The sequence below is a fragment of the Mesorhizobium sp. M4A.F.Ca.ET.090.04.2.1 genome, assembly GCF_003999085.1.
In the GTDB taxonomy this organism is placed as follows: Bacteria; Pseudomonadota; Alphaproteobacteria; order Rhizobiales; family Rhizobiaceae; genus Mesorhizobium.
Genome location: NZ_RZOT01000250.1, coordinates 1 through 8,369, shown reverse-complemented (window position 1 = coordinate 8,369; position 8,369 = coordinate 1). Strand labels below are relative to the sequence as shown.

Genomic DNA, 8,369 nt, shown 5'->3' with positions numbered 1-8,369 from the left:
CCACGATAGAAGCTCGGCCATGATGGCGCCAAGCATCGGGCCGCTGAAGGCGGCGACGCCCCAGATCGCCGACATGATGCCGAAAAGCTGCGGCCAGATGTTGCGCGGGAACAGCCGCTCGACCGAGACGAAGGCCAGCGACACCAGCGCGCCGCCGCCCAGCCCCTCGACCAGCCGCCCGGCAAGAAAGAGTGGCATCGAGGGTGCGGTGGCGCAGATCAGCGCGCCGGCAGCATAGAGCAAGGCGGCAACCATCATGTTGGAGCGCAGCGCCACATAACTCACCAGCCGTCCGGCGGCGGCGCCGGCGACGATGGCGCCAAGCTCGTAGATCGCCAGCGACCAGCCGACCAACTGCACGCCGGCCAGTTCGCCGACCATGGCCGGCATCACCGTCGCCACCATCGTCTCGTTGGTGGCGTGCAGCAGGATGCCGAGGCTGATGAAGCAAAAGCGCGCCAGGTCACCGCTCGCCCACAGCGCCCGCCAGTCCACCCTGCTATTGGCCACCTTGTTGCCGCCCGTCTTGTTGCCGCTTGCCGCCGTCACATCGATCTCCTGCTTGCCATTCGCACCCTCATCCGCAATCAAAAGGGCGCCAGATCCAGTTCGGCAGAGCTTGTAGAACCTCAAGCGCGGTTGAGCTCAAGAGGCCTTTTCAGGAATGTCGTGGCGAGCGTCGCGAAGCCAGGCAGAAGCCCAGCGGCCTTGATTGACAGGTCTCAATTCTCGGTGCTGCGCAGTTGGAACTGGGCGACGCCGATGGCGATGTTGATGCCGCTTTGTGTCTGCACGCTGAGCGGCTGCAAGGTGAAGGCCTGCGCGGAGCCGCCGACCAGGAGGTTGGCGCCGGCGCCGACCGCAGCCGTCAACTCGGCGCTGGCGCCGACATAATCTCCGGCGAGCGCGCCCGGCGCGTAGATGTTCTTCAACGGCGTCAGCACCAGCCACCGCATCACGCTCTGCTTTGTGGTGCCGATGTCGAGCCCGTATTTGTTGACGGCGCCGAAATAGGCTTCCGGCGCAAAGGTCTTATCCGCCGGAGTGAAGGTGCAACTCAGGTCCTTGCTCGAACCGAAGATGAAGCCGGTGCCGCCGCCAATGGCGCAATCGAGCACGCCGAGCTCCACGCCTTGGTCTTGGGCATGGGCTGTTCCCGCACAGCCGGCAGCGGCAATGACAGCGGCGATGATGGTCTTCTGCATGGCGGTCCCCCAGAAAGCGTGCGGCGCGAAACAGTACCCTGTTCCGCGCCGCACGTAAGGGAGCAACTGCGCCTTATTTGAAGGAGTGGACCAGCTCCAGCGAGGTCACCGCGACCGCCAGATTGACGCCGGTCTGCGCCTGGACGCTGAGCGGCTCCAGCATGAAGGCGCTGTTCAGCCCGCCAACCAGAAGATTGGCGCCGCCCCCGGTGACGACGCTGGCCTCGGCGTTGACGCCGTAGTAGTTGCCGGCAAGGTCGCCCTCGTCATGGCTGCGGGTGGCGGCCAGAACCGCCCAGGCAAGCTGGCCCTGATGCGTCTGGCCTACATCGACGCCGAGCTTGGAGATCATCCCGGTATACTGCTCGGACGGCCCATGATGATAGGGGCGGAAGGTGCAGGACACGCCCTTGTTCGACGTGATGACGTACCCGACGCCGCCGTCGATGGTGCAATCAAGCGTGCCGAGCCGCAGCGTCCCGGCGCTGACGGGGAACGCGAGGACCGTGGCGGCAAGCGCGGCGGCGGCACAGGCAAGGGTTCTGATCATTGGAAAGGTCCTTTCGCAAATTTGGCCCCGATTAACGGTCGAGGTGCGCGGAGCGTTCCGCTGAAAACTTGGCGCGAACATGGCAAGGGTTAACGCTTGCCCCGGCGGTCAGCATGGGTGGCCGCGGTTTTCATCGCCGACCACGGCTTGCAGGTTTTCAAGCGCCGGTAGCTGAAGGTCGTCGATCGAGCGGAGCGCTCAGTCGGCCGCGTCGCGCGGCGCGCCGGCTGGGTATCAGCTGGCGCTGGCGGTGTTGGTGCGCGACAGGCCGTCCTTGGCCGGCTGGTAGGTCGGATCGAGATGCACCGCCTCGCGGTAGGATTTCGCCGCCCGCGCCTTGTCGCCGCGCCGCTCGTAGATCAGCGCCTGGTTGGCCCAGGCCTCGGCGTTCTTGCCGTCGAGCTTGATGGCCATGTTGAAGTCGGAGAAGGCGTTGTCCTCGTCGTTCATGGCGAGGTAGGAGAGACCGCGGCCGTTGTAGGGCTCGGCCGCGTCCGGCGCCAGCGAGATGGCGGTCGAGAAATCCTCGATGGCGAATTTGTGCTGGCCCTGGCTTTGATAGATCAGGCCGCGATTGTGGTAGGCGCGCGCATCGGTCGTATCGAGCTGGATCGCCTTCTGGAAGTCGTTGAAGGCTTCCTGGGTCCGACCCGCCTTGCGGTAAAGATTGCCGCGGCCGATATAGGCGGCGTCGTAATTGGCGTTGATCTGGATCGATCGATTGTAGTCGGCCAGCGCCGCCGCCTGGTTGCCGAGGAAGCGCTGGATAAGCGCGCGATTCGAATAGGCCTGGTAGAAATTCGGATTAAGCTGGATGGCGGTGTCGAAGTCCTTCAGCGCCGCCTGGTACTGGCCGCCGCGGCCGTAGGCCGAACCGCGCACATTGTAGCCTTCGGGATCCTGCGGGTTGCGCTGGATCACGGCCGACAGCGAGGAGATGTTCTCGGTCGAGCCTTGCGCCTTATCGATGTTGTTGAATTCGCCGGTCGGGGCCGTCTGGCATGCGGCAAGCGCCAGGCCCGAGAGCAGGGCCGCCGTCAGGGCGAAGCCGCGAAAAGCGGTTTTGCGCTCCACGGAAATTGCGTTCATCACTGTCCTCACTGCCGCCGCGCCGTCAGGTCCGTTCCCTCTCCGAACCGGTCCAAAATCAAACAAAAAGGTGGCGGCGATTCCGCATCGCGCCACCCTTGGGTATCCTTCGAAAAGGACGAAAAATTGGCGGTATCAGCGCGGCGAACGCGCAGCACCTGCGGCGCCAGCCGGAGCCGGACGCGGGGTCATCGGCAGCAGGCCTTCGCGCTGGGCGCGCTTGCGGGCCAGCTTGCGGGCGCGGCGCACGGCTTCCGCCTTTTCGCGGGCGCGCTTCTCGGAAGGCTTCTCGTAGTGACCGCGCATCTTCATTTCGCGGAAAATGCCTTCGCGCTGCATCTTTTTCTTCAGCGCGCGGAGCGCCTGGTCAACATTGTTGTCGCGGACGAGTACCTGCACGGGCAATCCTGTCTTTCGGGTTTGATATCAACAGGCAAACGGCCATAGCCGCTATGCCTCCGCGGCGAGTTGCACCGCGAATTGTGGCGGCTGATAGCAGAATCAGGCCGTCCTGTCCACTGCCGAATGCAATCCGGCCGCCCCAAATTGCAACCGGCCGCCGCCGGCCGGCGCTTAGCTAGGCGGTTGCCAGGTGAAGGCGGGCGAAATCCTCGAAGAATTCGCCGTAGTCGCAGGTTATTTCCTCGCCGGCGGCGATGTCGCAGGTCGCGGTCGCGCCGCCATATTGCGAGAAGTCGGTGTTCGGCCGCTCGGCATGGTTCATGAAACGGCCATTGTCGACCTCATAGACCATGAAGCCAGGCCGGTCGGGGCTGGGATAGGCGTAGCGGTCGAGCAACTCTTTCAGATGCGGAGGGGCCGCCTCGTATTTCTCGATCGGGATCAGCCGGTCGAAATCGGGATCGAGGCGCCAGATCGAGGCCCCCTTGCGGATCGGCTCGGCGGCGAAAACGCCGACGCCTTCGATGGCGCTCTGGGCGACGTAGGTCCTGATCAGCAGCATCTTTTCCGATCCGTTTTCGACGGGAAAACGGAATCGTCAAATTGCGCCGAAATGCAAGGCTGCTTCGCGACTTTTTCGGCTGGCGGGCAGTGCTATGTCCGTCAATCCCTTCACGTCCGGTTGATCGAGACGCCGCCATCGGCAAACAGCGCGGTGCCGGTGGTGAAGCTCGACGCATCGGAAGCGAGGTAAAGCGCCGAGCGGGCGATCTCTTCAGGTTGGGCGACGCGCTTCAACGCATGCAGGTTTTCGACGAACGTCCGCGATTCAGGGGTCTTGAATGTTGCCGCCGGCGTATCGGTGCCGCCCGGCAGCAGCGCGTTCACCCGCACCCCTCGCGGTCCGTACTCGGCGGCCAGCACTTGCGTCAATCAAACCGGCCTTGCTTGCGGCGTAGCTGGTCATGCCGGGCATGCCGACGGTGTGACCGACAAAAGTGGACGTGAAAATCAGCGAACCGCCACCCCGCTCGACCATCGCCGGCACCTGGTATTTCGCGCCGAGAAACGCGCTGGTGAGGTTGGTGTCGAGCGTCTCGCGCCAGTCGTCGAGCGACAGGTCGGAAATCGCCCCCATCTGGCCGACAGCGCCGACATTGTTGAAGGTGATGTCGAGGCCGCCGAACCTGTCGACCGCGAGATTGACGAGGGCTTTTGCGAAGGCTTCGTCGCGCACGTCGCCGGCCAGCGCGACCGCCGTGCCGTCGGCGTCCTCGATCTCGCCGACAATCCTGTCGAGCTCCGCCTGTCGGCGGGCGGCGACGATCAGCCGGGCACCCTGTTCGGCGAAAAGTTTCGCAGTGGCGCGGCCGATGCCGGAACTGGCGCCGGTGACGATGGCGACCTTGTCTGTCAGTGCGAACATCTTCTGAGCATCCTTCTTTCGTGCCGGCCTTGCCAGCGATCGGACGCTTGGTCGCAAATGGCGGCGGTCCGAGCCACCCGAAAGCTGCATTGGGGTTTGTGCCGCGTGGCTTGGTGCTCGCCTGTGGATGTCACGGCGCAAAACGGCAAGCGCCGTCGCAAACAGCGCAAGGATGGCAGCGCGGTTTCGCTAGTGATACTCCTCGCGTGCCGAGGCGGGGATGCCCGGCCGCAAATCCGCGAAAGCTACTGGCGCGAGGCCTGGAACGTGAAGAAATATTCGGTATTCGCCATTGCCCGCGAGGCCATGCGCGGCCACAAGGGCTGGGAAGAGCAATGGTCTTCGCCGGAGCCGAAGAAGGAATACGACGTCATCATCGTCGGCGCCGGCGGCCATGGCCTGGCGACGGCCTACTACCTGGCCACCGTGCACGGCATCACCAATGTCGCGGTGCTGGAGAAGGGCTGGCTCGGCGGCGGCAACACCGGCCGCAACACCACCATTATCCGCTCCAACTATCTCTATGACGAGAGCGCCGGCATCTATGACCATGCGCTGAAGCTGTGGGATGGGCTCTCGCAGGAGCTCAACTACAACGTCATGTACTCAGCGCGCGGCGTGATGATGCTCGCGCACAATGTGCACGACATCCAGGTGCTGAAGCGCCATGTGCACGCCAACCGCCTCAACGGCATCGACAATGAATGGCTGACGCCGGAGCAGGCGAAGGAGTTCTGCCCGCCGCTCAACATCTCCAAGGATGCGCGCTATCCCGTGGTGGGTGCGGCCCTGCAGCGGCGCGGCGGCACCGCGCGTCACGACGCCGTCGCCTGGGGCTATGCCCGCGGCGCCTCGGCGCGCGGCGTCCACATCATCCAGAATTGCGAGGTCACCGGCGTCAAGCGGGCGCCGAACGGCGCGGTCATGGGCGTCGACACGACGCGCGGCTTCATCGGCGCCAAAAAGGTCGGCGTGGTCGCGGCCGGCCACTCCTCCGTCATCATGGATATGGCGGGCGTGCGCATGCCGCTGGAAAGCTATCCGCTGCAGGCGCTGGTCTCGGAGCCGGTCAAGCCGGTCGTGCCCTGCGTGATCATGTCGAACACGGTGCACGCCTATATCTCGCAGTCGGACAAGGGCGAGCTGGTGATCGGCGCCGGTACCGACCAATATGTCTCCTATTCGCAGACCGGCGGCCTGCACATATTGCAGCATACGCTCGACGCCATCTGCGAGATGTTCCCGATCTTCACGCGCATGAAGATGCTGCGCTCCTGGGGCGGCATCGTCGACGTAACGCCGGACCGCTCGCCGATCCTGGCCAAGACGCCGGTCAAGGGCCTCTATGTCAATTGCGGCTGGGGCACGGGCGGCTTCAAGGCGACGCCGGGCTCGGGCCATGTCTTTGCGCATACGATTGCCAAGGACGATCCGCACCCGATCAACGCGCCCTTCACCATCGAGCGCTTCCGCACCGGCCGTCTGATCGACGAGGCCGCGGCGGCGGCGGTGGCGCACTGATGGTTGCCGAAAGGCTTTGCGACCAACCGGCCACCGGCCTCGGCGAATTGTAGGAAACAACAGATGCTTCTCATCCGCTGCCCCTATTGCGAGGAAGAGCGCCCGGAACTCGAATTCCGCAACGCCGGCGAGGCGCATATCGCGCGCTCGACCAACATGGCCGGCGAAAGCGACGACGATTTCGAGAAGTTCTTCTTCATCCGTTCGAACCCCAAGGGCGTGATCTATGAGCGCTGGCGGCACATGCATGGCTGCGCGCGCTTCTTCAACGCCGTACGCGACACCGTCACCGACAAGTTCATCATGACCTACAAGGCCGGCGAGCCGAAGCCCGCGAAGCTGCCGGGAGCCTCGAAATGACCCCCTCCTTCCGAATTTCCGGCGCTGGCCGCCTCAAGCAGGCAAAGACTGCTCGCTTCAGCTTCGACGGCCAGGCCTATACCGGTGTCGAGGGCGATACGCTCGCTTCCGCGCTGCTCGCCAACGGCGTCCATCTCGTCGGTCGTTCGTTCAAGTATCACCGGCCGCGCGGCTTCCTTTCCGCCGGCGCCGAGGAGCCGAACGCCCTGGTGCAGATCGTGCGTGACGACGCGCGCAAGACGCCGAATGTGCGCGCGACCGTGCAGGAGCTCTATGACGGGCTCACCGCCAACTCGCAGAACCGCTGGCCGTCGCTCGCTTTCGACGTCGGCGCGGTCAACGACATCGCCTCGCCGCTGTTCTCGGCCGGTTTCTACTACAAGACCTTCATGTGGCCGAAGGCGGCCTGGAAGAGCCTCTACGAGCCGAAGATCCGCGCCGCGGCAGGTCTCGGCGTTTCGCCGGACAAGCCGGACCCCGACCACTATGGCGCGCGCTATGCCCATTGCGAGGTGCTGGTGCTGGGCGGCGGTGCGGCCGGCATCGCGGCGGCACTTGCCGCCGCCGAGACTGGCGTCAGGGTGATCCTCGCCGACGAGCAGGCCGAGTTCGGCGGCAGCCTGCGCTTCGAGGCCGGCGCCAGGATTGACGGCGAGGACGGCTTTGCCTGGGCTCAAGGCGCGATCGCGAAGCTCAAGGCGATGGACAATGTCCGTTTGCTGACGCGCACGACGGCTTTTGGCTATTATGCGCAGAATTTCGTCGGGCTGGTCGAGCGGGTCAGCGACCATTTGCAGAACCCCGGCCGCGAACTGGCGCGCGAGCGTCTCTGGCAGGTCCGCGCCAGCCGAGTCGTGCTGGCGACCGGCGCCATCGAACGCCACATGGTGTTCGCCGACAACGACCGTCCAGGCGTCATGCTGGCCTCGGCCGCGCGCACCTATCTCAACCATTACGGCGTCGCCGTCGGCAGGAATGTCGGCGTCTACACGGCAAACGATTCCGCCTACGCGGCGGCGATCGACCTGAAGAAGGCCGGCGTCAACATCGCCGCTATCGTCGATCTGCGCGACAACCCGACCGGGGCGGCGATCGACGAGGCGCGGGGGCTCGGCATCGAGATCAATTTCGGCCGTGCGGTGGTCCGCGCCGGCGGCAAGCTGCGCGTATCGTCGATGACCGTCCAGCCGAAGAATGGCGGCGGCGAACGCACCATCCCGGTCGACGCGATCCTGATGTCGGCCGGCTGGACGCCGTCGGTGCATCTGTTCTCGCAGTCGCGCGGCAAGGTCGCCTTCAACGAGGAGACACGGCGCTTCGTGCCGGGAACCTACGCGCAGGACTGCGTCTCGGTCGGCGCCTGCAACGGCACGGATGGCCTCGACGCGACGGTCGACGAGGCCTATGCGGCCGGCGCCAAGGCGGCGAAGGAGGCCGGCGGCAAGGCGGGTAAAGGCGCCAAGCCGAAGGTCGATGCCGGCGAGAGCTGGTCGCGCGGCATGCTGGGCGCCGCGCCCGGCGCCGGACAGGGCACGACGGTCAAGGCCTTCGTCGATTTCCAGAACGACGTCACCGCCAAGGACATCCGCCAGGCGGTGCATGAAGGCATGCACTCGATCGAGCACGTCAAGCGCTTCACCACCAACGGCATGGCGACCGACCAGGGCAAGACGTCCAACATGCACGGCCTGGCGATTGCCGCCGAGACGCTCGGCAAGCCGATCCCGCAGGTCGGCCTCACCACCTTCCGCGCACCCTATACGCCGGTCACCTTCGGCTCGATCGTCGGCCATGCGCGCGGCGCGCTGTTCGACCC

At 65.2% G+C, this 8,369-nt stretch carries 9 protein-coding genes and 1 pseudogene; 3 read left to right on the top strand and 7 right to left on the bottom strand.

What is annotated here, in order from left to right:
- The 7 genes and pseudogenes from EN781_RS18320 to EN781_RS18290 form a co-directional block, all read right to left on the bottom strand.
- Positions 1-549: MFS transporter (locus EN781_RS18320; RefSeq protein ID WP_245492610.1), on the bottom strand; the 549-nt coding region annotated here is incomplete at its 3' end.
- Positions 550-722: 173 nt separating this feature from the next.
- Complete coding sequence (locus EN781_RS18315; RefSeq protein WP_126058364.1) at positions 723-1,205, bottom strand: DUF992 domain-containing protein; 483 nt, start codon at positions 1,203-1,205, stop codon at positions 723-725.
- 73 nt (positions 1,206-1,278) lie between these two features.
- Positions 1,279-1,755 (bottom strand): DUF992 domain-containing protein, encoded by a 477-nt coding sequence (locus EN781_RS18310; RefSeq protein ID WP_126058365.1) that lies wholly within the window; start codon positions 1,753-1,755, stop codon positions 1,279-1,281.
- 234 nt (positions 1,756-1,989) lie between these two features.
- Positions 1,990-2,844: a tetratricopeptide repeat protein gene (locus EN781_RS18305; protein WP_126058366.1), complete on the bottom strand. Its 855-nt coding sequence runs from the start codon at positions 2,842-2,844 to the stop codon at positions 1,990-1,992.
- A gap of 135 nt (positions 2,845-2,979) precedes the next feature.
- Entirely contained in the window at positions 2,980-3,243 is a 264-nt protein-coding gene (rpsU, locus tag EN781_RS18300; protein WP_126058367.1) for a 30S ribosomal protein S21, read from the bottom strand.
- A 178-nt stretch (positions 3,244-3,421) separates the two neighbouring features.
- A complete protein-coding gene (locus tag EN781_RS18295) occupies positions 3,422-3,808 on the bottom strand; it encodes an SET domain-containing protein-lysine N-methyltransferase (RefSeq protein ID WP_126058368.1) in 387 nt (128 codons plus the stop codon).
- A gap of 110 nt (positions 3,809-3,918) precedes the next feature.
- A pseudogene (locus EN781_RS18290) lies at positions 3,919-4,672 on the bottom strand (SDR family oxidoreductase).
- A 267-nt stretch (positions 4,673-4,939) separates the two neighbouring features.
- On the opposite strand from EN781_RS18290, the gene EN781_RS18285 reads away from it, so the two are divergent.
- The 3 genes from EN781_RS18285 to EN781_RS18275 form a co-directional block, all read left to right on the top strand.
- The gene (locus EN781_RS18285; protein WP_126059363.1) at positions 4,940-6,193 is read left to right on the top strand and encodes a sarcosine oxidase subunit beta; all 1,254 of its coding nucleotides are present in this window, start codon (positions 4,940-4,942) and stop codon (positions 6,191-6,193) included.
- Positions 6,194-6,256: 63 nt separating this feature from the next.
- Entirely contained in the window at positions 6,257-6,553 is a 297-nt protein-coding gene (locus EN781_RS18280) for a sarcosine oxidase subunit delta (RefSeq protein WP_126058369.1), read from the top strand.
- Positions 6,550-8,369: 2Fe-2S iron-sulfur cluster-binding protein (locus EN781_RS18275; protein ID WP_127400212.1), on the top strand; the 1,820-nt coding region annotated here is incomplete at its 3' end. The genes EN781_RS18280 and EN781_RS18275, both read left to right, overlap by 4 nt.

Excerpts from the sequence above, each read along its gene's own strand:
- EN781_RS18310 (WP_126058365.1), bottom strand. The coding sequence starts at position 1,755 with ATGATCAGAACCCTTGCCTGTGCCGCCGCCGCGCTTGCCGCCACGGTC.
- EN781_RS18315 (WP_126058364.1), bottom strand. The coding sequence starts at position 1,205 with ATGCAGAAGACCATCATCGCCGCTGTCATTGCCGCTGCCGGCTGTGCG.
- EN781_RS18295 (WP_126058368.1), bottom strand. The coding sequence starts at position 3,808 with ATGCTGCTGATCAGGACCTACGTCGCCCAGAGCGCCATCGAAGGCGTC.
- EN781_RS18280 (WP_126058369.1), top strand. The coding sequence starts at position 6,257 with ATGCTTCTCATCCGCTGCCCCTATTGCGAGGAAGAGCGCCCGGAACTC.
- EN781_RS18305 (WP_126058366.1), bottom strand. The coding sequence starts at position 2,844 with ATGAACGCAATTTCCGTGGAGCGCAAAACCGCTTTTCGCGGCTTCGCC.